The sequence below is a fragment of the Streptomyces sp. NPDC000345 genome (assembly GCF_042898825.1).
Classification (GTDB): Bacteria; Actinomycetota; Actinomycetes; order Streptomycetales; family Streptomycetaceae; genus Streptomyces.
In genome coordinates this window covers 1-24,204 of the sequence record NZ_JBIAZE010000017.1, presented here as the reverse complement: position 1 = coordinate 24,204, position 24,204 = coordinate 1, and the positions used below count along the sequence as shown (strand labels likewise).

Annotated in this window: 17 protein-coding genes and 2 pseudogenes; 9 read left to right on the top strand and 10 right to left on the bottom strand. The window is 72.2% G+C overall.

What is annotated here, in order from left to right:
* The 3 genes from ACFY30_RS31925 (at position 1) to ACFY30_RS31915 (ending at position 3,494) form a co-directional block, all read left to right on the top strand.
* Positions 1-1,317: a copper amine oxidase gene (locus ACFY30_RS31925; RefSeq protein ID WP_390848622.1), complete on the top strand. Its 1,317-nt coding sequence runs from the start codon at positions 1-3 to the stop codon at positions 1,315-1,317.
* Positions 1,318-1,419: 102 nt separating this feature from the next.
* A complete protein-coding gene (locus ACFY30_RS31920; protein ID WP_390662093.1) occupies positions 1,420-2,658 on the top strand; it encodes an SAV2148 family HEPN domain-containing protein in 1,239 nt (412 codons plus the stop codon).
* 110 nt (positions 2,659-2,768) lie between these two features.
* Positions 2,769-3,494 carry a 3'-5' exonuclease gene (locus ACFY30_RS31915; protein WP_390848621.1) on the top strand — a complete coding sequence of 242 codons (726 nt, stop codon included), beginning with the start codon at positions 2,769-2,771 and terminating at the stop codon, positions 3,492-3,494.
* Positions 3,495-3,501: 7 nt separating this feature from the next.
* Here ACFY30_RS31915 and ACFY30_RS31910 read toward each other — a convergent pair whose 3' ends face one another.
* Positions 3,502-4,365, bottom strand: a complete 864-nt coding sequence (locus ACFY30_RS31910) for a phosphotransferase enzyme family protein (RefSeq protein WP_390848620.1) — start codon at positions 4,363-4,365, stop codon at positions 3,502-3,504.
* Positions 4,366-4,503: 138 nt separating this feature from the next.
* Here ACFY30_RS31910 and ACFY30_RS31905 point away from each other — a divergent pair, with 138 nt between their 5' ends.
* The 4 genes and pseudogenes from ACFY30_RS31905 to mgt all read left to right on the top strand — a co-directional run bounded on the left by ACFY30_RS31905 (position 4,504) and on the right by mgt (position 8,770).
* Complete coding sequence (locus ACFY30_RS31905) at positions 4,504-5,412, top strand: carbohydrate ABC transporter permease (RefSeq protein WP_390848619.1); 909 nt, start codon at positions 4,504-4,506, stop codon at positions 5,410-5,412.
* Positions 5,409-6,242 (top strand): carbohydrate ABC transporter permease, encoded by an 834-nt coding sequence (locus ACFY30_RS31900; RefSeq protein ID WP_390848618.1) that lies wholly within the window; start codon positions 5,409-5,411, stop codon positions 6,240-6,242. The genes ACFY30_RS31905 and ACFY30_RS31900 overlap by 4 nt, the downstream gene beginning before the upstream one ends.
* Positions 6,242-7,516, top strand: coding sequence for an ABC transporter substrate-binding protein (locus ACFY30_RS31895; RefSeq protein ID WP_390848617.1), 1,275 nt, complete (start codon positions 6,242-6,244; stop codon positions 7,514-7,516). Before ACFY30_RS31900 ends, ACFY30_RS31895 begins: the two co-directional genes overlap by 1 nt.
* A 20-nt stretch (positions 7,517-7,536) precedes the next feature.
* Positions 7,537-8,770, top strand: a pseudogene (mgt, locus tag ACFY30_RS31890) (macrolide-inactivating glycosyltransferase).
* Positions 8,771-8,841: 71 nt separating this feature from the next.
* On the opposite strand, the gene ACFY30_RS31885 reads toward mgt, so the two are convergent.
* Positions 8,842-11,097, bottom strand: a complete 2,256-nt coding sequence (locus tag ACFY30_RS31885) for an MMPL family transporter (protein WP_390848616.1) — start codon at positions 11,095-11,097, stop codon at positions 8,842-8,844.
* A 249-nt stretch (positions 11,098-11,346) separates the two neighbouring features.
* On the opposite strand from ACFY30_RS31885, the gene ACFY30_RS31880 reads away from it, so the two are divergent.
* Together ACFY30_RS31880 and ACFY30_RS31875 are read left to right on the top strand one after the other, a co-directional pair.
* Complete coding sequence (locus ACFY30_RS31880; protein WP_390848615.1) at positions 11,347-11,895, top strand: DUF1697 domain-containing protein; 549 nt, start codon at positions 11,347-11,349, stop codon at positions 11,893-11,895.
* A gap of 28 nt (positions 11,896-11,923) precedes the next feature.
* Positions 11,924-12,940, top strand: coding sequence for a ketopantoate reductase family protein (locus ACFY30_RS31875; RefSeq protein ID WP_390848614.1), 1,017 nt, complete (start codon positions 11,924-11,926; stop codon positions 12,938-12,940).
* A 22-nt stretch (positions 12,941-12,962) separates the two neighbouring features.
* Here ACFY30_RS31875 and ACFY30_RS31870 read toward each other — a convergent pair whose 3' ends face one another.
* The 8 genes and pseudogenes from ACFY30_RS31870 to ACFY30_RS31835 form a co-directional block, all read right to left on the bottom strand.
* Positions 12,963-13,769: a hypothetical protein gene (locus ACFY30_RS31870; protein ID WP_390848613.1), complete on the bottom strand. Its 807-nt coding sequence runs from the start codon at positions 13,767-13,769 to the stop codon at positions 12,963-12,965.
* Complete coding sequence (locus ACFY30_RS31865) at positions 13,766-17,728, bottom strand: hypothetical protein (RefSeq protein ID WP_390848612.1); 3,963 nt, start codon at positions 17,726-17,728, stop codon at positions 13,766-13,768. Before ACFY30_RS31865 ends, ACFY30_RS31870 begins: the two co-directional genes overlap by 4 nt.
* A 1,032-nt stretch (positions 17,729-18,760) precedes the next feature.
* Positions 18,761-19,501: a sirohydrochlorin chelatase gene (locus tag ACFY30_RS31860; protein WP_390848611.1), complete on the bottom strand. Its 741-nt coding sequence runs from the start codon at positions 19,499-19,501 to the stop codon at positions 18,761-18,763.
* A gap of 6 nt (positions 19,502-19,507) precedes the next feature.
* Complete coding sequence (locus ACFY30_RS31855; RefSeq protein WP_390848610.1) at positions 19,508-20,413, bottom strand: ABC transporter permease; 906 nt, start codon at positions 20,411-20,413, stop codon at positions 19,508-19,510.
* Positions 20,400-21,188, bottom strand: a complete 789-nt coding sequence (locus tag ACFY30_RS31850) for an ABC transporter ATP-binding protein (protein WP_390662108.1) — start codon at positions 21,186-21,188, stop codon at positions 20,400-20,402. The genes ACFY30_RS31855 and ACFY30_RS31850 overlap by 14 nt, the downstream gene beginning before the upstream one ends.
* A 36-nt stretch (positions 21,189-21,224) precedes the next feature.
* Positions 21,225-22,331, bottom strand: a complete 1,107-nt coding sequence (locus ACFY30_RS31845) for an aliphatic sulfonate ABC transporter substrate-binding protein (RefSeq protein ID WP_390848609.1) — start codon at positions 22,329-22,331, stop codon at positions 21,225-21,227.
* Positions 22,332-22,593: 262 nt separating this feature from the next.
* Complete coding sequence (locus ACFY30_RS31840) at positions 22,594-23,922, bottom strand: sulfate adenylyltransferase subunit 1 (RefSeq protein WP_390848608.1); 1,329 nt, start codon at positions 23,920-23,922, stop codon at positions 22,594-22,596.
* 2 nt (positions 23,923-23,924) lie between these two features.
* Positions 23,925-24,204: pseudogene (locus tag ACFY30_RS31835) on the bottom strand (sulfate adenylyltransferase small subunit); the annotation flags it as partial.

The following is a 24,204-nucleotide window of genomic DNA, read 5'->3' as shown; positions in this document are numbered from 1 at the left end:
ATGCGTGTCACCAGAATGAGCCGTACCCACAAGGGAGCGGCCGTCGGTCTGTCCCTGGCCGCGCTGGCCGCCGGCGCGACCGCCGGGGCCGGCCCCGCCGTCGCCCAGCCGAAGGCCGCCCCCGCCGCGGCGGCCGACTGCAGCGCGGCCTACCGCATCGAACAGAAGCTCTCCACCGGCACGACCTGGCGCATGTGCTGGCGCTACGAGGCCAAGTCCGGGCTCGTCCTGGAGAAGGTCACCTACCAGCCGCCCGGCGAGACCAAGCCGATCCGGGTCCTCACCAGCGCCAAGCTCGCCCAGATCCATGTGCCGTACGACGACGGCAAGAACGAGTACAACGACATCACCGACTACAACTTCGGCTCCGGCCTGGTGAACCTGGCCCCCGCCGAGTGTCCCGGCGGCACCATCAAGACGGTGAAGGTCCCCCAGGCCATGGACCCCCAGCACCCCGACGTCAAGGGCCTGTGCACCACGACCCGGTCGCGCGGCCACGCCTACCGCATGCAGGCCGAGGGCACCAAGGTCTACCAGGCCCAGGGCAAGGACCTGCTCGTCTACACGGTCAACCAGGTCGGCTGGTACGAGTACATGACCGAGTGGCGCTTCTCCGACGACGGCACGGTCAACATGAACGTCGGGGCCACCGGCAGCCTATCGCCCTTCGACTACGACGCCGGCGACGGCCGCGGCTGGCCCATAGGCAAGGGCGCCACGTCCTACGCCACCAGCCACAGCCACAACGTCTTCTGGCGGCTCGACTTCGGCCTGGACGGCTCCTCGGCCAACAAGATCGAGCAGTACGACTCGGTCGTCAGCCCGCCCGCGAGCGGCCAGCAGGGCCCGACCAACAAGACCACCCGCACCCCGGTCACCAAGGAACTCGCGGGCGACGCCAAGAACATGCGCTGGTGGCGCGTGGTCAGCAGCATCGGCAAGAACAAGGACGGCCACGCGCGCAGCTACGAGCTCGTCCCCGGCGCCACCACCAAGTACTCCGGACGCGGCTTCACCCGGCACGACGTCTACTTCACCGAGTACAACAAGTGCGAGATGTACGCCAGCAACAACCCCCTCAGCTGCGGTACGGGACACCCCAAGACCGTCGACAAGTGGGTGAACGGGCAGACCCTCAAGCACCCCGTGGCCTGGGTGAACGTGGGCTTCCACCACATCGCGCGCGACGAGGACCAGCAGCCCATGCCGGTCCACTGGCAGGGCTTCTCCATCGCCCCCAGGGACGTCACCGCCATGAATCCGCTCACGCCGTCCGCCCTCAAGGGTGAGAACGGTCGCCCCGACACCGGCAGTTGAGAAACGACCTGCCCATCCGGCTGCACCGCCGACCGCTCCCGGAGTACCCTTCCTTGATCGTTGAGACGGGGAGAGCTCAACGGAGCGGAAGGCGGTGCTTGGGTGGGCTCGGGAGGGCTGGAGCTGCCCCCTGGTGACGAGGGTCACGAGGGGAGCTCCACAGACGTCCCGCCCGGAACGGTGTCCCTGGCCCGGCCGATGGAGACCAACGCCATCGGGCCGGAGCTGGACTGGGACGCCGAAGCCTGGCGCGAGGTGCGCACCCGCGCCCAGCGGGCCGGCCGGGCCTACATCTGGCTGAACCTCGTCGAACAGCGGCTGCGCGCCGTGGTGGCCGCCGTGCTGCGGCCCATCTACGAACCCGTCCACGGCGACGAGTGGGTTGTCGCCGCGGCCGGCCCCGCCGGCCAGGAATGGGTGCAGCGCGCCGTCGCGGTCCGTGAAGTCAGCCGCCGCAAGGGCTACTTGCTCGACCCGGCCGACGACAACGTCATCTCCTTCCTCACGCTGCCGCAGCTGCGCGAGCTGATGGTGCAGCACTGGCCGTGCTTCGAGCCCTATCTCGACGACCGCCGGGACGTCGAACTCGCCCTGGACGAGCTGGAGGTGACCCGCAACGTCGTCTCCCGCAACCGGGCGCTGTCCGAGGCCGTCCTCGGCCAGGCCGAGCGGGCCTCCGCACGGCTGCTGGAGATGCTCGGCACCGGCGGCGACGTGCCGTCCGCGCGCCGGCTGCCCGTCGACGCGGTCGAGGACCTCGTCGGCGACCGGTACGCGGACGTCGTCGCCGTCCACTCCGACCGGGTGCGGCTGCTGCGCCAGTTCCCCGCGGAGGACATCTTCGACGGCTCCCGCCGCATCGACGCCATCGGCATCGGCCTCAACCTGCTCGTGCAGAACTTCTCCGGCCGGCGCCTGGTCCGCCTCGCCGAGGCCGGTGCCCGCGTCCGGCTGCTGTTCCTCAACCCCGCCTCCAGCGCGGTCAAGCGCCGCGAACGCGAACTCGGGATGAAACGGGGCGAACTGAGCCGTGCGGTGGAGATGAACATCCTCCACATGCGCCGCGTCCGCTCCCGGCTGCGCGACCCGGGGGCCTTCCAGATCCAGGTCTACGACGAGACACCCCGGTTCACCGCCTATCTCGTCGACGGCGACGGCACCGACGGCATCGCGGTCGTCCAGTCCTATCTGCGGCGCATGCGCGGCATGGAGGCGCCGGTGCTGGTGCTGCGCAACGGCAACCGGGTGGTGAAGCCGGGCGAGGTGGACGAAGGGGGGCTTTTCGCGGCATACCGCGAGGAGTTCGAACTGGCCTGGGCTGATTCACGGCCGGTGTCCTGATTCGTCCCCGCCCCGTCCGGGTGGGAAGCGGAACGCGGTCCTCTGATTGTCAGTGGCGCATGCGAAGGTGGAGACCACTGGGGGAAGCACCGCCAAGAAGGGGGGCCGTCATGGCCTGGTACCGGGAGCTGCTCGTCGGCTTCGACCTGGAGACGACCGGGACGGATCCTCGCGAGGCGCGCATCGTCACAGGCGCCGTGATCGAGGTCAGGGACGGTCAGGTCCTGGGGCACAGGGAGTGGCTGGCCGACCCGGGCGTGGAGATCCCGGCGGACGCGGTCGCGGTGCACGGCATCAGCAATGAACGGGCGGCCGCCGACGGCAGCCCCGCCGACCGGGTGGCCGACGCCATCGCCGACGTCCTGACGGGCTACTGGCGCACCGGCGTCCCGGTCGTCGCCTACAACGCGGCCTTCGACCTGACCCTGCTCTCCGCCGAGCTGCGCCGGCACGGCCTGCCCTCGCTGCGCGACCGGCTCGGCGGCCAGGACCCGGCGCCGGTCGTCGACCCGTACACCATCGACCGCTGGGCCGACCGCTACCGCCGCGGCAAGCGCAACCTCGAAGCGGTCTGCGCCGAGTACGGCGTCACCCTCGACTCCGCCCACGACGCCTCCGCCGACGCCCTCGCCGCCGCCCGGCTGGCCTGCGCGATAGCCGGCCGCCACCCCAAGGTGGGCGCGCTCGGTCCGGCGGAGCTGCACCGCCGCCAGATCGGGTGGTACGCCGAGTGGGCGGCGGACTTCCAGGACTTCCTGCGCCGCAAGGGCGAGACGGACGCGGTGGTGGACGGGGCCTGGCCGGTGCGGGAGCCGGCGGACAGCCCCACGGCGTAGGGCGGGTTCAGAAGGGGTACCAGCGCACCGCCGCGTCCCCCTCCCGCAGGGAGGCCACCCTGCGCTCGAACTCCGCGAGCGCCCCGGGGTTGGTGGGCGCGTGCTGGGCGACCCAGGCGCAGCTCGCCGTCTCCCGGGCGCCGCGCAGCACCGCGCAGCCCTCCCACTCCCGTACGTCCCACCCGTAGGCCTGCGTGAAGGAGTCGTAGGCCGCGGCGGGCAGGCCGTAGCGGTCACGGGAGAGGGCCATCACCACCAGGTCGTGCTCGCGCAGATCGGCGGAGACGGTCTCCAGGTCCACCAGGACCGGGCCGCCGGGGCCCACGTGCACATTGCGCGGGAGCGCGTCGCCGTGGATCGGGCCGGGCGGCAGATGAGGGGTGAGTGCGGCGGCCGCCGCGGCGAAGCCGTCCCGGCGCGCGCGCAGATACGCCGCGTCCGCCGGGTCGATCGCCTCACCGGCGAGCCGCAGCCAGCGTTCCACCCCGGACAGCAGATCGCGGGGCGGCAGGCCGAAGGAGGGGGCGGTCAGGGCGTGCACCAGGCGCAGCAGTTCGGCCAGATCCCGGGGCTCGGCGGGCCGTACGGGGTCGGGCAGCCGGTGCCACACCGTCACCGGGTGCCCCTCGACCAGCAGTGGCTTCGGCTCGGCCGCCCGCACCGCGGGGACCCCGGCCTCCGCCAGCCAGGCGGCGATGTCCAGCTCGCGCCGGGCCCGGTCCAGGAGTTCTGCGTCCCGGCCCACCTTCACGACCAGGTCGCCGGCGGCGAACACCGCGTTCTCGCCCAGGGCGAGGAGCCGCGCGCCGTGCGCCGGACCGGGCAGCACGCCCGCACCGGCCAGTACGTCCCGCGCCCTTGCCTCGTCCATCGTCCGCCTCCCTGTCGTGTGCCGGTTCCGGCCAGTCTCGCATTCACACAGGTCGCGCCGGGTGCGCCGGCCCTTGACGGGATGCCGCCCCTTCACGACCATGAACACGCCAACCAGTCGCGCAAAGGGGATGATTCCGTGACATTGGCGGTGGAGGCCCGGCGGTCGGCGCGCCGCGTCTCCCGACGCGGCGCGTGGTTCCTCGTGCTGCCCGCTCTGATCCCCGTCCTGGTGCTGAGCGTGGGCCCGCTGCTCTACGGGATCCTGCTGGCCTTCACCGACGCCCAGTCGGGCCGCACCGCGCCCACGCGGTGGATCGGCGGCCTCAACTTCTCCGACCTGCTGCGGGACACGCTGTTCTGGGAGTCGTTCCGGATCGGCCTGGTCTGGGCGGTCGGGGTGACCGTCCCGCAGTTCCTGCTCGCCCTCGGTCTCGCCCTGCTGCTGAACCAGGAGTTACGGCTGCGCTGGCTGGCCCGGGCCCTGGCGATCGTCCCCTGGGCGATGCCCGAGGTCGTCGTCGGGGTCATGTGGCGGCTGGTCTACAACCCGGACGCCGGCATTCTCAACGAGACGCTGCGCGACCTCGGCCTGGGCGAGGGCCGGGACTGGCTCAGCGGCCTCGCGACCGCGCTGCCCGCGGTGATCGTCGTCGGCGTCTGGGCGGGCATGCCGCAGACCACGGTCACCCTGCTCGCCGGCCTGCAGGGCACCCCGCGCGAACTGCACGAGGCGGCCGCCGTCGACGGCGCGGGCGCCTGGCGCCGCTTCCGGACGGTCACCTGGCCCGCCCTGCGGCCCGTCGCCCTCGCGATCACGGCGCTCAACCTCATCTGGAACTTCAACTCCTTCGCCCTGGTCTACGTGCTGACCAGCGGCGGCCCCGGCGGCCGCACCCGGCTGCCGATGCTCTTCGCCTATGAGGAGGCCTTCCGCTACGGCCAGTTCGGGTACGCGGCGGCGATGGGCTGTGTGATGGTCGCGGTGATCTCGCTGTTCCTGGCCCTGTTCCTGGTGGGCCGGCTCGGGGGAGGCGACGCGCGATGAGGACCCGTCCCGCGGCCCGCGCCGGCCAGTACGCGGCCCTGCTCGCGTACCTCGTCTTCCTCGCCTTCCCGCTCCTCTGGCTGCTGTCCACCGCCTTCAAGCCGCCCCGCGAACTGGGCAGCCCGCATCCCGCCTGGATCCCGGACGACCCCACCCTCGCCAACTTCCGCCAGGCCTTCGACGAGCAGCCCCTGCCGCAGGCCGCGTTCAACTCCCTGATCGCCGCGCTGAGCGCCGCCCTGATCGCCGTGTGCCTGGCCACGCCGATGGCGTACGTCATGGCCCGGCAGCGCTCCCGGCTCACGCGTGCCGCCGCCGGGTGGGTGGTGGTCAGCCAGGCCTTCCCGTTCGTGCTGGTGATCATCCCCCTGTTCCTGGTCCTGAAGAACCTGCGGCTGATCGACTCACTGCCCGGCCTGGTCATGGTCTACGTGGTGTGGGCGCTGCCGTTCGCGCTGTGGATGCTCGTCGGATACGTCCGTGCCGTCCCCGTCGAGCTCGAGGAGGCGGCCGCCGTCGACGGCGCCGGGCGGCTGCGGACCCTGGTGTCCGTGACGGCGCCGCTGCTCGGGCCGGGGATCGTGGCGACCGCGCTGTTCGCGTTCATCACCGCGTGGAACGAGTTCTTCTTCGCGCTGGTGCTGCTGAAGACGCCGGAGAAACAGACCCTGCCGGTCGTCCTGACCCACTTCATCGGGGCGGAGGGCGTGGCCGACCTCGGACCGCTGGCCGCCGCCGCGTTCCTGGCCACCCTCCCCTCGCTGGTCGTCTTCGCGGTCATCCAGCGGCGGATCACGGGCGGCATGCTCACCGGGGCGGTGAAGAACTGATGCGGAACGTCATCTTCCTGATGCTTGTGGTGCTCCTGGCGGGCTGTTCCTCGGGCGGCGGCACGCGTGACGACGGCCGGATCACCCTCCGGTTCCAGTCCCTGGCCTGGCAGGAGGAGTCCGTCGAAACCGGCAAGGAACTCGTACGGGAGTGGAACGCCGCCCATGCCGACGTCAAGGTCACCTATGTGCAGGGCAGTTGGGACAGCGTCCACGACCAGCTCCTCACCTCGTTCGAGGGCGGCGAGGCCCCGGACATCATCCACGACGCCTCCGACGACCTCGCGGACTTCGCCTACGGCGGCTATCTCGCCGACCTGACCGGCCTGCTGCCCGCCCGCCTCAAGTCCGACATCCCGCAGCGCAGTTGGGAGACGACGAGCTTCGGCGACGGCGTCTACGGAGTGCCCTTCCTGCAGGAGCCGCGGGTCCTGGTCGCCAACGCCGGCCGGCTGAAGCGGTCCGGCGTGCGGATCCCCACCCCCGAACGCCCCTGGACCTGGGACGAGTTCCGGGCGATCACCGAGCGGCTGAGCGGCGACGGGAAGTACGGCGTCGCCTGGCCCCTCAAGGAGCCCGTCTCCGCCACGCTCAACCTCTCCCTGTCGGCGGGCGGCCGGCTCTTCCACCGCGACGCGGACGGCAAGGTGACCGTCCGCTTCGAGGCCGGCGACGAAGTCGTCCCCCGTACCGTCCACGACCAGGTCACCACCGATCGCAGCGCCTCGCCCACCACGCTCGGCAGCGGCGGCTCGGACACCCTGCCCGGCTTCTTCGGCGGCAGGTACGCCATGGTCCCGCTCGGCTTCTCCTACCGCCAGCAGATCGCCCGGCAGGCGCCCGAGGGCTTCGACTGGCAGGTGCTGCCCGCTCCGGCCGGCGCCGACGGGCTCGCGCAGGGAGTCAGCCCGCAGACGCTGTCGGTGGCCGAGGACAGCCCGCACAAGCAGGAGGCCGTCGCGTTCATCGACTTCCTGCTGCGGCCGGAGAACATGGTGCGCCTCGCGCTCGGCGACTGGATGCTGCCCACCGGCACCGAGGCCCTGAAGGACCCCGCCCTGCACACCACCGAGAACGGCTGGGCGACCGGCACCGCCCTCGCCGCCCATCTGCGCCCGGCCCCCGCCCAGTCCGTCCGCGGCTACCCGGAGTGGAAGGACAAGGTGGCGACACCGGCCTTCCAGGAGTACTACAGCGGTGCCATCGGCCTCGGGGAACTACGCACCCGGCTGGAGCGGGACGGAAACCTGGTGCTGGCCCGCTACCAGCGCTGACCTGCGACGGTCCAATTTAATTGCACGAGACGTATCGTCTCGCCTACGGTCTTCGGCATGACCGGTCACGCCCACATCGCCATGTTCTCCATCGCCGCCCACGGCCATGTGAACCCCAGCCTGGAGGTGATCCGTGAGCTCGTCGCGCGCGGCCACCGGGTCACCTACGCCGTCCCGCCCGCCCTCGCCGGGAAGGTCGCCGCCACCGGCGCCGAGGTCAGGCCGTGGCACTCCACCCTGCCCTCACCCGACGACGACCCCGTCGCCTGGGGCAGCACCCTCCTCGACCACGTGGAGATCTTCCTCGCCGACGCGATCCAGGCGCTGCCCCAGCTGGCCGAGGCCTACGACGGGGACGAACCCGACCTCGTCCTGCACGACATCACCGCCTACCCCGCCCGCGTCCTCGCCCACCGCTGGGGCGTCCCCGCCGTCTCCCTCTCGCCCGGCCTCGTCGCCTGGGAGGGCTACGACGAGGAGATCGCCCAGCCCCTGTGGGCCGAGCCGAAGAGGACCGAGCGCGGACGGGCCTACTTCGCCCGGTTCCACGCCTGGCTCGAGGAGAACGGCATCACCCGGCACCACGACGACTTCCTCGGCCGCCCGGACCGTTCCCTCGTGCTGATCCCCCGGGCGCTGCAGCCACACGCCGACCGGGTCGACGAGACCGTGTACAGCTTCGTCGGCGCCTGCCAGGGCGACCGTGCCGCCGAGGGGGAGTGGACCCGGCCCGCCGGCGTGGAGAAGGTCGTCCTCGTCTCCCTGGGCTCGGCGTTCACCAGGCAGCCGGACTTCTACCGGGAGTGCGTCAGGGCCTTCGGCGAGCTGCCCGGCTGGCACCTGGTGCTCCAGATCGGCCGGCACGTCGACCCCGCCGACCTGGGAGCCGCAGCGGACAACGTCGAAGTGAGGCCCTGGGTACCGCAGTTGACCATCCTGAAGCAGGCCGACCTGTTCGTCACGCACGCCGGCGCCGGCGGCAGCCAGGAGGGACTGACCACGGCCACGCCGATGATCGCCGTACCGCAGGCAGTGGACCAGTTCGGCAACGCGGACATGCTGGTCGCGCTGGGGGTGGCCCGGCGCCTGGACAGGGCGGAGGCGACCGCCGGGGCGCTCCGGGAGGCGGCGCTCGCCCTCGTCGACGACCCGGAGGTGGCCGGCCGGCTGAAGGCCCTGCGGGCGGAGACGGCCGCGGAGGGCGGCACCCGGCGGGCGGCCGACCTGATCGAGGCCGAACTGCCCGCGAAGTGAACACGGCCGAGGGCCCGTCGACTCCCCCGGAAGTCGACGGGCCCTCGGCAGGCGACGGATGGCGCGCGGGGTCAGACCCTCAGCGGCTCACCCTCGTCGTCCTGCGCCGCCGTCCTCGGCGCGATCGCCTCGGGCGCCTCGTCGTGCGTCAGGTCCGGCAGCCAGTGCAGCCACTTCGGCAGGTACCAGTTGTGCTCCCCGAGCAGCGCCATCACCGCCGGGAGCAGGACGCCCCGGATGATCGTCGCGTCGATCAGCACCGCGGCCGCCAGGCCCACGCCCATCTGCTTCATGGACTGCATGGACAGCGTCCCGAAGATCGCGAACACGGCGACCATGATGACGGCGGCGCTGGTCACCACACCGGCCGTGGTGACCACGCCGTGCTTGATGGCCTCGTTCGTGCTGCGGCCCCGCAGCCGCGCCTCACGGATCCGCGAGACCACGAACACGTGGTAGTCCATCGACAGGCCGAACAGGATCACGAAGAGGAACAGCGGCAGCCAGGTGATGATGGCGCCGACACCCTCGGCGCCCACCAGCGAGGCGCCCCAGCCGTGCTGGAACACGGCGACGAGGATGCCGTAGGCGGCGCCCACCGACAGCAGGTTGAGCACGATCGAGGTGATCGCGACCGTCAGCGAGCGGAACGACAGCAGCATCAGCAGGAAGGCGAAGACCACGACGAACGCGAAGACCGGGACGACCGAGCCGATCAGCTGCTCGTTGAAGTCCTGGTTGCCCGCGACCTGTCCGGTGATCGGCGCCTGCACGCCGTCGACCTTGCCGAGCGTGGCCGGCCGCACCTCGTCGCGCAGCGTGTCCAGGCTCGCGCCCGCCTTGTCCTGGTCGGAGCCGCCGACCAGCGGGACGTAGACGAAGGCGACGTTCTGCGCGTCGTGCAGCTTGATCTCCACCGGGCCGCGCGAGGCACCCGAGTCGACCGCCAGCTCCTTGAACCGCGCGAGGGCGTCCTTCACCTCGGAGGAGTTGATGTCGTCCGCCTTGACGACGACCGTGGCCGGCTCCGAACCGCCGGGGAAGGCCTCGTTGACCCGGTTGTAGGTCTGCACGATCGGCAGCGAGTCCCCGAACTCCTGGTCCAGGGTGAGGTTCTGCGTCTTCATGCCGGCCGCGGGAGCGGCGATGGCGAGCAGCGCGCCGGCGGCCACCACCACCGACACCACGGGCCTGGCGAGCACACCCTTGAGCACGGCCGACCAGAACCGGCTGCCGTTGTCGCCCCCGTCCCTGAGGCGCCGCCGCAGGAACGGGATCCGGCCCTTCTCCACCCGCTCGCCCAGCAGGGACAGCAGCGCGGGCAGCACGGTCACCGAGCCGACCATCGCCACCGCCACCACCATCAGCGAGGCCAGACCCATCGCCTCGAACGTGGCGAGCCCGGTGAACAGCATGCCCGCCATGGCGACGCACACGGTGACACCGGAGACGATCACGGCCCGGCCGCTGGTCGCCGCGGCGATCCTGAGCGCGGTCTCCGGGTCCCGTCCCGCGGCCCGCTCCTCGCGCTCCCGGCGCAGATAGAACAGGCAGTAGTCGACGCCCACGGCCAGACCGACCAGCAGCATCACGGAGCTGGCGGTGTCGTCCATCGGCTGGACGTGGCTGACGATGGCCATCAGACCCGTCGTCGCCATGATCGCGGTGATCGCGAGCGCCACCGGCAGCAGCGCGGCCACCAGCGCGCCGAACGCGATCAGCAGAATGCCCAGCGCCACCGGCACCGCGGAGTACTCGGCCTGCTGGAAGTCGTCGCCGAACGCGTCGTCGAACGTCTTCATCATGCTGGCGCCGCCGATCTCCTCGATCCGCAGCGACGCGTGGTCCTCACGCACCCCCTCGACGGCCTTCAGCACCGGCTCCACGCGCTCACCCGCGGTGTCGGAGTCACCGCGCATGTCGAACTGCACGAGCGCGCTGCGCCCGTCCTTGGAGATGGTGCCGGTGTCGTACGGCGAGGTGACGTCGGTGACCTTGCCGGTGCCCTCCACCGCCTTCACGACCGCGGCGACGGCGGACCGGAACTCCGCGTCCGTGGCCTTGACCGAGCCGTCCTTCGCCTGGACGAGCACCGTCTCCCCGGCCGGCTCCTCGATGCCCGCGTCCTCGACGATCTTCGCGGCGGTGTGGGTCTCGCCGCCCAGCTGGTCGCTCTCCTTGACCTCGACCGTGCCCGCCGCCGAGCCGATCCCCATGGCCAGGACGACGAAGAGCACCCAGATGCCGACGGCGGCCCATCGGTGGCGTGCGCTCCAGCCGCCGGCCCGGGCCGCCAGGCCCCGTACCCGCGTATCTCCGTTTGCCATGACGGGCCCTGCTCCCTCGTGAGCGGTGGCAGCCCCCTGCCGCCACCTTTCGATTCGAAGGTATGGGCTGGATAAAAACATCTCATCGTGCTGCCCGGTGACCTGCGGACCGGCCGGGTCCTCCCCCCGGAGCGGACCGGCCTCACCGCTGGGGAGGAGGTGGGCCCTTACATCTATCCCGTGCTCTAGGGGGAGCGGCCCAGGGTTCGGCTCCCCCCGCGGGCCCCCGGAGCCGCCTAGGGTGGGCGCATGACGACGACGTACGCGGCCCTGCTGCGCGGCATCAACGTGGGCGGCGCCAAGAAGGTCCCGATGGCCGACCTCCGCACCCTGATGGAGGGGCTCGGCCACGGCGGCGTGCGCACCTACCTCCAGAGCGGCCAGGCCGTCTTCTCCTGCGCCCACGGCGACGAGGACAGCCTCGCCACGGGGCTGGCCGCCGCGATCGAGAAGCAGTTCGGCTTCGGGGTCGACGTGATCGTGCGCGACCACGCGTATCTGAAGAGGGTCGCCGAGGCCTGCCCGTTCCCGGCCGCCGAACTCGAGGCCAAGCAGCTCCACGTCACCTACTTCTCCGCGCCCGTCGACGCGGAGCGCTACGCCGAGATCGACCAGGCCGCCCATCTCCCCGAGGAGTTCCGCCTCGGCGACCGCGCCCTCTACCTGTACGCCCCCGAGGGACTCGGCCGTTCCAAGCTCGCCGAGGCGCTGTCCCGGCCCCGCGTGACCAAGGGACTCGTCGCCACGACCCGGAACTGGAACACGGTGCTGAAGCTGGTGGAGATGACGCGGCCCTGAACCTCGGGGCATGTGCGAGGCTCGGGGGATGCGCTACATCATCATCGGGGCAGGGGCGGTCGGCGGCACCGTCGGCGGGCGGCTGGCGGAAGCCGGCCACGAGGTCGTGCTGGTCGCGCGGGGCGCGCACGGGGCGGCGCTGCGGCAGGACGGGCTGCGGCTGAGGGTGCCGGAGGGGGAGCTGACGCTCCGCCCGCCCGTGGTGGCCGGCCCGGAGGAACTCGGCGCCCTGCGCGCCGACGACGTCCTCGTCCTCGCCGTGAAGACACAGGACAGCGAGACGGCACTGCGGACCTGGGGCCCGGTCCCGGTCGAGGGCGGCGGCACCGCCGCCGAGCGGCTGGCGCTGGTCTGCGCGCAGAACGGGGTCGAGAGCCAGCGCCTCGCCCTGCGCCGCTTCCGGCACGTGTACGGCGTCTGCGTCTGGCTGCCCTCCACCCACGTCGAGCCCGGTGTCGTCTCCGCCGCCGGTGCCCCGCTCACCGGCGTGCTCCACCTCGGCCGCTACCCCCACGGCACCGACGACACGGCCCGCCGGATCGCCGCCGACCTGGAGAAGGCGCGCTTCGAGGCACCGGTCGTCGCGGACGTGACCCGCTGGCAGTACGCCAAGCTGCTGTCCAACCTGGGCAACGCGCTGGAGGCGGTGAGCGGCCTGGTCGTCGGCCCGGAGGCCGAGGCGCTGTTCGCGCGGGTCCGGGCGGAGGGCGCCGCCGTGCTCGACGCGGCGGGGATCGCGTACGCGGGCACGGAGGAGCAGCAGGCCGCACGCGGCGACAAGGTCACCCTCGTCCCCCTCGACGGCACCCCGCGCGGCGGCGGCTCCTCCTGGCAGTCCCTGAGCCGGGGCGCCGGCACCATCGAGGCCGACTACCTCAACGGCGAGATCGCCCTCCTCGGCCGTCTGCACGGGGTACCCACCCCGCTGAACGAACTGCTGCAGCGGCTGGCGAACTGGTTCGCGCGAGAGCGCCGGGCCCCCGGTTCCCTGCCCTTGGGGGAGCTGGCCCGCCTGGCCGACGAGGCCGTCGCGGACGTCCGGTAGCCCGGCGGGGGAGTGCCGGCGGTCAGAGGGCCGCCAGCACCGCCCCGGTCACCCCCGGGTGCCTCAGGTAGTCGAGGACGCCGTGCGGCCACACCGGCGCGATGCTGATGTCGGGAAGCGGCTCGACTCCCGTGAACACCCGGGCCAGTTCACCCTTCGGTACGGCCACGAAGTCACCCACGTCGGCGATGTCGACCCAGCGCCGCACCGGGCCGGGCCGCGTGCCGAGCCCGTCCAGCGGGGCGGGGCGGAGCCGGTGGAAGACGGCGTGCGGAAGGGCGAGGGGGGAGCCGAGGGTGACGAGGAGGCGGACGTCGAGTCCGCTTTCGCCGGCCAGGTCGTGCAGGGCCTCGTAGGCGACGACGCTGCCGAGCGAATGAGCGAGGACGATCTCCGGACGGTGCCGCAGGAGGGCTTCGCGGACCCGCTCGCGCACGGCCTCGCGGCGGGCGGTGAAGTAGCGGGCGACCTCGGGGAAGAAGAGCGACACCGTCTTCTCCACCACCGCGGGCCGCTGCCCGCTGCGCCGGGCGACCTCACCGCAGATCCAGCGCAGCCAGCCCGTGGCGCGCCCCTGCACCCCGTCCGGAGCGACCCCCCAGGCGAGCGCCCACTGCTCGATCAGCGCCACCTCGGCCTCGTCCGGCTCAGCCCCCTGCCGCTCGCTGCGCAGAAGGTCGGCGTAGTAGGCGGTCTCCAGGTCGAGGGCGGGCAGCGCGCCGCTCAGGGCGCCCTGCCAGTCCGTACGCAGCCGTTCGGCGCCGAGGGCGGGAGTGGTGTCGGCGGCCTTGTAGTTGCGGACGCCGTGCACGCCCAGGATGCGGGTCATACGGGGGTGTCCTCCGGGGGGTCGGGGGTGAGGGAGTAGGTGGCGAGGGCGCCGTTGACGACGACGTAGAGGTGGAGTGGTCCCGTGAACCCGTAGGTGCTCGGTTCGGCGGGAAGGGGGATCCGGGCGTGAAGGCGCAGCGTCGAGGCCTCCCAGACCATGAGGGCGCGCGCGTTCTCGTCCTCGAGGGCGACGGCCAGGAACCTGCTGTCGGGAGAGAACAGGGGATGCTCCGCGGCCCGCCGCTCACCGAGCGGGATGACCTCGGGCTCGGGGAGCCGGTCCGGTGTGCCCGTGCGGAAGACGCACACGCGCTTGTACCCCACCACCGCCAGGGCCCGGCCGTCGGGAGAGACGGCCAGCTCGTGGGCCCGGGCCAGGGCACGGCTGCCCAGGTCCCGGCCGGTGACCGGGTCGCGGAGCGTCAGCAGCTGCTTCTCGCTCTCGTACACGGCGATGAAGCGGCCCGTGGGGGAGCCGACGACGTGGTCCCTGTCGAAGCGGGTCAGCTGGGGAGTCGGTGTCTCCCGGGTGAAGTCCTTCCACAGGCGGAGGTGTCCGTCCTGGTCGCTGCTGACCAGAACTCCCGTCACCGGGTGCATGGCGATGGAGTTGAACCGTGCTCCGCTGCCCAGCAGACGGTTGACGACCCGGTCCGAGGCCGTGTCCACGACGAGCAGCGCGTCCCAGGCACTGACGACCAGCAGCGACGCGTCGGGGGTGAAGACGACGCTCGTTCCGTTCAGGTCGTGGGTGTCGACGCGTGCGACCGGGTCGCGGGTGCGGGCCGAGTACAGAAGGGTGCCGTCGGCGGACGCGACGGCGAGCAGACGTCCGTCGGGCGAGAATCCGACGGCGGAGGCGGGCGTCCCGGTCAGCGGGGTCCATTGGTCGTGCTCCGGTTCGCACAGCGTCACCCCCGCGGTGCCGGCCACGACCAGCAGGCGGCCGTCGGGGCTGAAACCGACGTCCTGGACCTCCTCGACGTCGTCCACGCCCTCGCCCGGCTCACGGCGCGTGACCTCCACCGGACGGCCGCCGCAGACATCCCACAGGGAGACCCCGTGCTGCCTGCTGCCCACGGCGAGCAGGCGGCTGTCGGGCGAGAAGGCCAGGGCGGTCGGGGCGCCGGTCCTGCACTCCCAGGGCGGCCCCGCGAACACCCGGTGCCGCACGTCCCAGAGCTGGACGCTCCGTCTGAAGGAGTCCCTTCCGACCGCGAGCAGCCGGCCGTCCGGAGAGAAGGCGACGGTGGTGACGGAGTGGTCCACCGCACGGCCCCACTGCACCGTGACGGGTTTCCAGGTGTCCGTCTCCAGCAGGGCGAATCCCTGCCAGGTGCCGACGGCCAGCAGGCCGCCGTCCGGCGAGAAGGAGATGTGCCGCACGGGACCGAGGGGGCTCGGGATGAAGCGGCTGCCGGAGTCCACCCGGCCGCCCCGCGCCCACCGGAAGACGTGCGCCGCCGACTCCGGCCGGACCGCGAGCTGCCGGGCGACGCGGGTGAACCTCTCCCGGAGCTCGTCCAGGCCGAGCCGGTCGGCGTCGAAGACGAACACGGCCGCCCGGTCGGAGGCGCCGCGCAGCTGGGAGTGGGTTCTCCACGAGGCGCTCAGCAGCCGCAGGCAGTCGGCGGCCCGCCCGGACCGGACGAGATCCATCGCCCGGTGGTCCTCCCCCAGGTCGAAGCGCACGAGGAAGTACGGGTCGGTGAGCAGCGTCTCGGCGTACCGCACCGAGTCGGCCTGCGCGGCATGCCCCAGCGCGTGACGCAGGACGTACGGCTCGTCCTCGGCGGCCTCCCACGCGTCACCGCCTTGCTCCGCCTCCCCGTGGGCCTCCTCGTCCGCGCCCGGCGCGTAGGGGCCCACGATCTCCGCCAGCAGCCGGCGTTCGAGCGCGACGCTCTCCGCCTCCCCCCACGGGTCCCTGCTCACGGGGTGGGTGCGCAGATAGTCGGCCAGACCCTGGTGGAAGAGCCGGTACAGCGTCTCCCCGCTGCGCGGGTCGGTGCCGTACCGCAGGAAGGGCGAGGCCTCCCACAGGGTGTCCCGCAGCCGCCGCTCGTCGATCTCCTCGGCGTCCAGCGCCCTCAGACACCGCCGCAGGACCGTGCTCGGCATGCCGTCGCCCCGCGACCGGGCGAGCACCGCGAGCACCGCCCGCAGACAGGGGAAGTCGGGGCGCCGGGTCTTCAGGATCGACTCCAGCAGCGACGGCAGATCCGCCGAGGCCGCCTTGGCGTAGGCGTCCGCACCCACCTCGTCCTGCGGCGGGTGCCGCAGGGTCAGCAGATAGTGGACGTACAGGCCGGCCAGCAGGAACGGCCCCCAGAGGCCGTCGGGGCGCGCCTCGCGCACGATGCTCCGCGCGCCCTCCTTCGCCAGCAGGTCGACGAACTCGGCCGGCGGACCCGTGGCATAGGGCTCGCGCGCGCGGAGCATGCGCTGGACGTACTGGTGCACGTCCTGTTCCACGGTGGGGCGTTCCGCCGTGTCGAGGTCGATGTGCTCGCTCGCGATACCGGCCGCCTCCTCCAGCGCCGACAGCGCGCTCACGACCTCCCGCCGGCCGCCGAGAAGGATCCTGCAAGGAGCCGTGGCACCGGCGGTGCCCTCGCCGCGGCGCGGTGCGAGAAGGCCGGCGACGAGACTCAGCACCTCCTGGGGCTCGGTGCTCTCGTCCACCGCGTCGAGCACGACGAGGCGGTCCTGCCGCTCCTGCGCGAGAGCCGCGCGCAGCGACCGGGCGTTCCAGGCGAACGCCGCCGGCCCTCCGGCCCCGCCCTCCCCCTCCAGCCCCGCCGCGGACACGATCGCCTCCACCACCTGCTGAGCCGACCGCTGCCGCGCGTGCACCGCGACCACCCCCGGCACCTCCGGCAGTTCGGGCCCCGCCGACTCCCACAGTTCCCGGAACCGCTGCCGGAGCCCCGGCTCGGCGGCGCAGACGATCACCCCGAGCAGACCGGACTTGCCCGCCCCGGCCGCGCCCGTCACCGTCAGCAGCCGGCCCCTGCCCGCCAGCCACCGCGTGTACTGCTCCAACTCCGCTGCCCGCCCGGAGAAGAACCCGGTACCGGGGTCGGCGGGGACCAGCCCGCGCCCGGAGGCGCGGTCGGCGAAGTAGCGCGAGTCGTCTGCCTGTTGCCCTGCGGCCCCCGCGGCATCGGGACCGCCCTCACCCGGCACATGGCCCAACGACCGCTGGCGCAGTTCGAGTTGTTCCTCGGACAATGCCACCAGGCGGGGGTTCGGCAGGAACGGCCAGTCCGCGTCGCCCTGTTCGACATGGAACCCGATGGACAGCCGCAGCCCCGCCGTGTCCTTGCGGTTGACCCGGATCACCTCGCGCACGAAACGCCCGAAGGAGATGGCCTCCTCGTCGAGGGTGAAGTCGCGGTCCGCCAGCCGGTGCAGGGCGGCGGCGACCCATCCGCTGAACTTCCCCCGCTCGGTCGGGGTGTCGCCGACGCACGCGCCCAGCGCCCACACCCCCCGCTCGACCTCGAGTTCGGTGAACGGCTGCCGTCCCGTCGCCGTCCCCGCCGAGCAGGTGTCCACCAGGAAGACGACCCGCCGCCGGCCGCCGTCCCGCTCCACCTCCTGCTGGGCCTTCTCGATCCAGCGGTCGACGTCCACGTCACGGTCGTCATGGGCGACGAACGCCAGCCGGGACCCCCGGTCCACCCGGCCGTGCCCGACGAGGTGGACGACGAGGACGTCGGCGGGCCCGGGCTCCCTGACGAGGCGCCGGCGCAGCAGGTTCTCGATCTCGTCCTCGTCCAGGTCGAGTTGGGTCTCCACCTCGGCGTTCAGGCGCTCGAACGCCTTCGCGACCTCCTCCACGCGGCCCGCGACGAAGCCGAGCTCCTCCTCCGTGCCCTCGGTGAAGCTCCCCACCCCGATCGACAGCACCGACACCCGGGGAGCGCGCCGGCGCTCGGCTGACTCGTCCAACAGGCCCTCCTGCGCGCATCGTTCGCACCGACGTCCGGAAGCCCACACCCCTCCCCGGCACGACCTCCCGACGCTACAGGATCCCCGGTGCCCCCACATCCCGCCGCTTCGGCAGCCCTGGACCGCCGGGGGCGGCCCTCCTGCCGCCGCCCGGCTGCGGCTGCCCGTCCGGGCTGCCTCCGGGCGTGCCGCGGCGGCGGCTGCCCACGCACATGCCCACCTCCTGGCGCCCCGCCGACGGCTGTCCGCCCTGCTCCGGCTCCCCGCTGGTGCCGCTGAGGTGTCCGTCCGTGCGGCCCGTCTCCGGGCGCGTTCCGGTGTCCCCTCGTCCGGGGGCCCGTCTTCGGGTGTGCTCTGGTGTCTTCTCGTCCGGGGGGCCCGTTTTCGGGTGTGCTGCGGTGTCTTCTCGTCCGGGGGGCCCGTTTTCGGGTGTGCTCTGGTGTCTTCTCGTCCGGGGGCCCGTCTTCGGGTGTGCTCTGGTGTCTTCTCGTCCGGGGGCCCGTCTCCGGGTGTGCTGCGGTGTCCCCTCGTCCGGGCCGTCCGTCTTCGGGCGTGCTCCGGTGTCTTCTCGTCCGGGCGGCCCGTCTTCCGGCACGCCCCGGAAGCCCCTGTTCGTCCGGGTCGCGCTTCTGCCGACGCCGGGCTGCGGCTGTCCGTCCGTACCGCCTTCCCGGCGGTGCCGCGGCGGCGGGTGTCCGAGTCGGCCGCCCGCAGGCGCCTGGACTCCCTGGACCGTGAGCCCAGGAACCGCCCCCGGTCACCGACGACACTCCGGCCCGACTCCTCAGGCCGGCTCCGTGCCCGGCTGCTCCCGCTGCTCGCCGAAACGGCCTTCACGACGGAACTCGCCCACCGGCCGGACGTCACCCGGGTGCCGTCAGCCGGCACCGCGCGAACCTCTGCGACGCGGGCCCGCCGAGCCGCCCCAGAAGCGGCCGGACGGTCCGCTGCGCCCGCACCGCCCGCGGCGACGACCTGTGTCGTCAGAGCCGCCCGACCGGGCGAGGAGACCAGCCGCGCAGGGCGATGCCGTCACGCTCCGACGGCGGCAAGCGCCGGCATCCGCGCCGCGTCGTACCGTTCCAGCAGCACCCGTGCCACCTCCGGCGCCGGGCCCAGCACATCGGCCAGGACGTCCGCTTCGGCCGCGCCGCGCGCGATGCGGTCCGGCAGGAAGCCGGGCGCCATGACGTACGGGGCCACCGCGACCCGCGCGCAGCCCAGCGCGCGCAGTTCGCGCACCGCGTCCTCGGTGCGCGGCAGGGCCGCGGAGGCGAACGCGGGCCGCACGGCGCACCAACCGGTGTGCCGCCACTCCCGCGCGATTGCTGCGATCACCGCGATCGCCTCCGGGTCCGTGGACCCCGCCGAGGCCAGCACGACCCCGGTCGAGGACTTGTCGGCCGGGCTCAGCCCGGCCTCGTACAAACGCCGTTCGAGCGCCGACAGCAGGAGCGGGGACGGGCCCAGCACCTCCGCCTGCCGGATCCGCAGCCGCGGCGGCGCGTCCCGCAGGACCGCGGGGATGTCCGCCTTCGCGTGGAAGGCGCGGGTGAGCAGCAGCGGCAGCGCGACGACGTCCCGCACGCCCTCCGCCGCCAGCGACTCCAGCACCCCGTGCACGGACGGGACGTTGAAGTCCAGGAAGCCGGTCTCGACCCGCAGCCCCGGCCGCAGCGACCGTACCCGCCGCACCAGGGCGTGGACGGTCGCCGCGTGCCGCGGGTCGCGGCTGCCGTGGGCGATGACGAGAAGAACCGGCTTCTTGTGCATGGGACCTCAGCCCTTCACCAGCAGGCCGCGGCTGCGCAGCACCCGCCGCTCCAGCGGGCTGAAGATCAGCAGGTCGATGGCGATGCCGACGAACAGGATCAGGAGGATGGCCTCGAACACCATGGACATGGAACTGGTGTTGCGGCCGTTCTCGAGGAGCGCGCCCAGACCGATGCCCAGGTCCGGCGAGGTGGCGATGATCTCCGCCGCCATCAGCGAGCGCCAGGAGAAGGCCCAGCCCTGCTTCAGACCGGCCAGATAGCCCGGAAGCGAGGCCGGCAGCACGATGTGCCAGGCGCCCTTCAGGCCGGTGGCCCCCATCGTGCGGCCCGCCCGCAGGAACAGCGGCGGCACCTGGTCGATACCGGACACCAGGCCGTTGGCGATGGACGGCACGGCGCCCAGCAGGATCACCGCGTACATCATCCTGTTGTCCAGGCCCAGCCAGATCACGGCCGGCGGCACCCACGCCACCGACGGCAGCGACTGCAGACCGGACAGGACCGGGCCGATCGCGGCGCGCACGAACTTCACCCGCGCCACCAGCAGACCCAGCGGCGTACCGATGGCCAGCGCGAACAGGAAGCCCAGCAGACCGCGCGAGACGCTGGTCCACACGTACCCGAGGAGCTTGCCCTCCAGCCACGCGTCCTTGAACTCGCCCCCGACGTCGGCCGGCGAGGGCAGCTTGGACGGATCGTCCACGATCTTGAAGGTGATCAGCGCCTGCCAGAGCACGAGCAGGACCGCGACCGCGACGATCGGCGGCAGGACCTTGCCGACGAGGGTCTGCCGCACGGAGGTACGGCTGACGGCACTGGTCTCCAGCGCGTCCAGGCCCGCCTCCACCGAGGCGATCTGCGCGTCGCCCTCGGCGCGGGCGTCCGTCGTCTTCGTCTCAGTGCTGGCCATGACGGCGGATCTCCCCACGCAGGACTTCGGTGATCTCGAGGGACAGTTCGGCCACGGGAGCGTCCTCGATGCGGCGCGGCTGCGGAATGCCGACCGTCCACTCGCGCGCCACCCGGCCCGGCCGGGACGACAGCAGGATGACGCGCTGCGCGAGACGCACCGCCTCCCGCACGTTGTGCGTGACGAACAGGACCGACAGCCCGGTCTCCGCCCAGATCCGGGTCAGCTCGTCGTGCAGCACGTCACGCGTGATCGCGTCGAGCGCCGCGAACGGCTCGTCCATCAGCAGCAGCCGCGCGTCCTGCGCGAGCGCGCGCGCCAGCGCCACCCGCTGGCGCATACCGCCGGACAGCTCGTGCACCCGCTTGCCGTACGAACCCTTCAGCCGCACCAGTTCGAGCAGCTCCTCGGCCCGGCCGCGCCGCTCGTTCTTCGGGACCCCGCCCAGCTTCAGGGCGAGTTCGATGTTCTTGCCCGCGGTCAGCCACGGGAACAGGGCGTGCTCCTGGAACATCAGAGCGGGACGCCCGTCGGTGCTGATGCTGCCCGACGTCGGGTCGTCGAGACCCGCCACCAGGTTCAGCAGGGTGGACTTGCCGCAGCCCGAGGCCCCCAGAAGGGTGACGAACTCTCCCGGCGCGACATCGAGCGTGATGTCGTCCAGGACGAGCTGCTGCCCGGCGGGGCCGGCGAAGGACTTCGATACGTGCTCGATGCGGGCGGCGTACTCCACCGACTCGGCGCCTTCGGCTGCCTTGGCGAGGGTGGTGGCCATGGTCGTCACCTCCTGGGAACTCATCCGACTTCGGGTTTACTCGGCGCCGAGACCGGCGTCGCCGACGGTGCTCTCGCCCTCGGCCTTCAGGACCTTGTTCAGGAGCGTCAGGTCGTAGATGCCCTTCAGCAGCGGATCCTCCAGCAGACCGGCCTTCACCGCGTGCTGCGCCTCGGTGTTGAGGGTGGAGGCCAGCGGGTCGTCGGTGAACCGGATCGACTTCCACGCCGGGTCCAGGACGTCTGCGGGCAGCTCCTTGCCGGAGTCCACCTTCAGCTGCGCGTTCGCCGCGGCCTTCGCCTCGTCCGGGTGGGCGTTGATGTACGCGTTCGTCTCCACGGAGGCCTTCAGCACCGCCTCGACGGCCTTCGGGTGCTCCGCGAGGAACTTCTGCGACACGATGAGGTTCGTGATCACGAACTTCTTGCCGGGCCACAGCGACGCCTCGTCGAGCAGCACCTTCGCGCCCTCGGCGACCAGCTTGGACGCGGTCGGCTCCGGCACCCACGCGCCGTCGACGGAACCGGACTTGTAGGCGTCCGGGGTGACCTTGTTGTCGGTGCGGACCACCGAGACGTCGCCCTTGCCGCTCTCCGCGTCGACCTTCCAGCCCTGCTCCGCGATCCAGTTGAGGAACGCCACGTCCTGGGTGTTGCCCAGCTGCGGGGTCGCGATCTTCTTGCCCTTGACGTCCGCGAGAGTCCTGATCTTCTTCGGGTTCACCACCAGCTTCACGCCGCCGGAGGCCGAACCGCCGATGATCCGCAGGCTCTTGCCGTCGGACTTCGTGTACCCGTTGATCGCGGGGGAGGGGCCGATCCAGCCGATGTCGATGGAACCGGAGTTCAGCGCCTCGATCTCGGACGGGCCGGCGTTGAAGACCTGGTACTTCGCCTCGGTGCCGCCGAGCGCTTTCTGGAAGTAGCCCTTGTTCACGCCGACCAGCGCGGTCGCGTGGGTCAGGTTGCCGAAGTAGCCGATCTTGACCGAGTCGAGACCGTCGGTCTTCTCGGCCCCGGCGGCGACCTTCTGGGCGGACGAGCCGTCGTCGGCCCGGGAGCCGTAACCGCACGCGGCGAGGGTGAGGAGAGGGAACGCGGCGAGGACCGCGAGGGTGCGGCGGACGACGTTGCTGGCAGGCACGGGAGGGGTTCCTCTCGTTGGCCCGGCGGTCACGGTCTCTCAGGTCGTGGCCGGGTGGTCGGCAAAGGGTTTTCGTCGCTTCCGGGACGTCCGGTGGGGGGACGGGGCACGCAGGCAGTGCGCGTACGTCAGTGCGCACATCGCGCGACTCCGCCCTGCCCTCCCCCAAACTCCGTTCGGGGGGACCCCCAGCCGAGGGCGCCGCTGCCGACGCGGCCGCCCTCCTTCGCGAACGTCGCGTAGTAGTCGGTCGGGTTCATGGTCAGAAGTCCCAACCGTCTTCGTCGGCCTCGTCCTTGACCGGCTCGGGGGAGGCGAACGACTCGCCGACCATACCGGCGGTGAGCGTCGTGCCGTCGGCCGGATCGATAAGGATGAACGATCCCGTGCGACGCGAGTCCGCATAGGAGTCCACTGGCAGCGGCTCCGCCGTGCGGATCTTCACCCGGCCGATGTCGTTGGCGACGAGCTGTCCCGGGTGCGGGTGCAGGGACAGGTCGTCGAGCGTGAGACGGGACGGGATGTCCTTGACGATCGCCTTGACCGTGCGGGTGCCGTGCTTGATCAGCACCCGGTGCCCGACGGTCAGCGGTGCGTCGGCGACATGGCAGACGGTGGCCTCCACGTCCTGCGTGGTGGCGGGCGCGTCCTTGCTCGGCACGATCAGGTCACCGCGCGAGACGTCGATGTCGTCCGCCAGCAGCACGGTCACCGACTGCGTCGTCCACGCCACGTCCACCGGCTCGCCCAACAGGTCGATCCCGGAGATGGTCGACGTGCGGCCGGACGGCAGGACCGTGACCCGCTCGCCCACCCGGAAGGTGCCCGCCGCGATCTGCCCCGCGTAGCCCCGGTAGTCCGGGTGCTCGGCGGTCTGCGGCCGGATCACGTACTGCACGGGCAGCCGGGCGTGGCAGTGCGCCAGGTCGTGGCTGACGGGCACGGTCTCCAGGTGTTCCAGGACCGTCGGACCGCCGTACCAGTCCATGTGGGCGGACGGCTCCACCACGTTGTCGCCGGCGAGCGCCGAGATCGGGATCGCGGTGACCTCGGGGACGCCGAGCTCTGTCGCGTACGCCGTGAACTCCTCGGCGATCGCGGCGAACACGGACTCCTGGTAGTCGACCAGGTCCATCTTGTTGACGGCGAGGACGACGTGCGGGACCCGCAGCAGCGCCGCGATCGCCGCGTGCCGGCGGGTCTGCTCGACGACGCCGTTGCGGGCGTCGACCAGGATCACCGTCAGCTCGGCGGTGGAGGCACCCGTGACCATGTTGCGGGTGTACTGCACATGACCGGGTGTGTCGGCGAGGATGAACCGGCGGCGGGGCGTGGCGAAGTAGCGGTACGCCACGTCGATGGTGATGCCCTGCTCGCGCTCGGCCCGCAGACCGTCGGTGAGAAGGGCGAGGTCCGGCCCCTCCTGGCCGCGGCTCGCCGAGACGCGCTCGACGGCCTCCAGCTGGTCGGTGAGGATCGACTTGGAGTCGTGCAGCAGCCGGCCGACGAGGGTGGACTTGCCGTCGTCGACGGAACCGGCGGTGGCGAACCGCAGGAGCGTGGTGGCGGAGAGTTCCGTGGTCGTGCTCATGTCTAGAAGTACCCCTCGCGCTTGCGGTCTTCCATCGCGGCCTCGGAGAGCTTGTCGTCGGCACGCGTGGCGCCGCGCTCGGTGAGCCGGGAGGCGGCGATCTCGGCGATGACCTGCTCGAGCGTCACCGCGTCGGAGTCGACGGCGCCGGTGCAGGACATGTCACCCACGGTGCGGTAGCGCACGAGCCGCTTCTCGACGGTCTCCCCGTCCTTGGGGCCGCCCCACTCGCCGGCGGTCAGCCACATGCCGCCCCGCCGGAACACCTCGCGGTGGTGTGCG

Coding starts and splice junctions, on each gene's coding strand:
- ACFY30_RS31900 (WP_390848618.1), top strand. CDS start 5,409: ATGAGGACCCGTCCCGCGGCCCGCGCCGGCCAGTACGCGGCCCTGCTC.
- ACFY30_RS31855 (WP_390848610.1), bottom strand. CDS start 20,413: ATGGCCAGCACTGAGACGAAGACGACGGACGCCCGCGCCGAGGGCGAC.
- ACFY30_RS31885 (WP_390848616.1), bottom strand. CDS start 11,097: ATGGCAAACGGAGATACGCGGGTACGGGGCCTGGCGGCCCGGGCCGGC.
- ACFY30_RS31915 (WP_390848621.1), top strand. CDS start 2,769: ATGGCCTGGTACCGGGAGCTGCTCGTCGGCTTCGACCTGGAGACGACC.
- ACFY30_RS31850 (WP_390662108.1), bottom strand. CDS start 21,188: ATGGCCACCACCCTCGCCAAGGCAGCCGAAGGCGCCGAGTCGGTGGAG.
- ACFY30_RS31840 (WP_390848608.1), bottom strand. CDS start 23,922: ATGAGCACGACCACGGAACTCTCCGCCACCACGCTCCTGCGGTTCGCC.
- ACFY30_RS31925 (WP_390848622.1), top strand. CDS start 1: ATGCGTGTCACCAGAATGAGCCGTACCCACAAGGGAGCGGCCGTCGGT.
- ACFY30_RS31895 (WP_390848617.1), top strand. CDS start 6,242: ATGCGGAACGTCATCTTCCTGATGCTTGTGGTGCTCCTGGCGGGCTGT.
- ACFY30_RS31880 (WP_390848615.1), top strand. CDS start 11,347: ATGACGACGACGTACGCGGCCCTGCTGCGCGGCATCAACGTGGGCGGC.
- ACFY30_RS31870 (WP_390848613.1), bottom strand. CDS start 13,769: ATGACCCGCATCCTGGGCGTGCACGGCGTCCGCAACTACAAGGCCGCC.
- ACFY30_RS31860 (WP_390848611.1), bottom strand. CDS start 19,501: ATGCACAAGAAGCCGGTTCTTCTCGTCATCGCCCACGGCAGCCGCGAC.
- ACFY30_RS31910 (WP_390848620.1), bottom strand. CDS start 4,365: ATGGACGAGGCAAGGGCGCGGGACGTACTGGCCGGTGCGGGCGTGCTG.
- ACFY30_RS31875 (WP_390848614.1), top strand. CDS start 11,924: ATGCGCTACATCATCATCGGGGCAGGGGCGGTCGGCGGCACCGTCGGC.